This is a genomic window from Myxococcus llanfairpwllgwyngyllgogerychwyrndrobwllllantysiliogogogochensis, from assembly GCF_006636215.1.
Lineage (GTDB): Bacteria > Myxococcota > Myxococcia > Myxococcales > Myxococcaceae > Myxococcus > Myxococcus llanfairpwllgwyngyllgogerychwyrndrobwllllantysiliogogogochensis.
Map to the genome: position 1 here is coordinate 1 of NZ_VIFM01000758.1, position 450 is coordinate 450.

The 450-nt window shown below is 54.2% G+C and carries 1 protein-coding gene; it reads left to right on the forward strand.

Going from position 1 to position 450, the window contains the following annotated elements; translation table 11 throughout:
* Nucleotides 1–128 precede the first annotated feature (128 nt).
* A complete protein-coding gene (locus tag FJV41_RS55750; RefSeq protein ID WP_002920151.1) occupies nt 129–347 on the forward strand; it encodes a YheU family protein in 219 nt (72 codons plus the stop codon).
* Nucleotides 348–450 lie beyond the last annotated feature (103 nt).

The window sequence follows — 450 nt, forward strand, 5'->3', positions numbered from 1 at the left end:
AACGTAGAGTATCAATTGACCGAGCAAGGCGGCCACGTTGGCTTTGTCAGCGGCACTCTGCGTAAACCGGAGATGTGGCTGGAAAGACGCATTCCCGACTGGTTAAACCGCTGGCTGGAGGTTCCCGTATGATTATTCCCTGGCAGGATCTGGATCCCGAAACGCTGGATAACCTGATTGAAAGCTTTGTGTTACGTGAAGGCACCGATTATGGTGAACATGAACGTTCACTTGCCGATAAAGTCGCCGATGTAAAACAGCAGCTGAAACGCGGAGAGGCGGTCCTTGTGTGGTCGGAACTGCATGAGACAGTCAATATTATGCCGCGCGCGCTGTTTAACGGCTAAGGCGACGCCACTACATCGTTTAACCAGGGAGTTGTTATGTCTGCCAAACATCCGGTGATCGCCGTCACGGGCTCCAGCGGCGCGGGCACTACCACCACCAGCC

Excerpts from the sequence above, each read along its gene's own strand:
- FJV41_RS55750 (WP_002920151.1), top strand. The coding sequence starts at position 129 with ATGATTATTCCCTGGCAGGATCTGGATCCCGAAACGCTGGATAACCTG.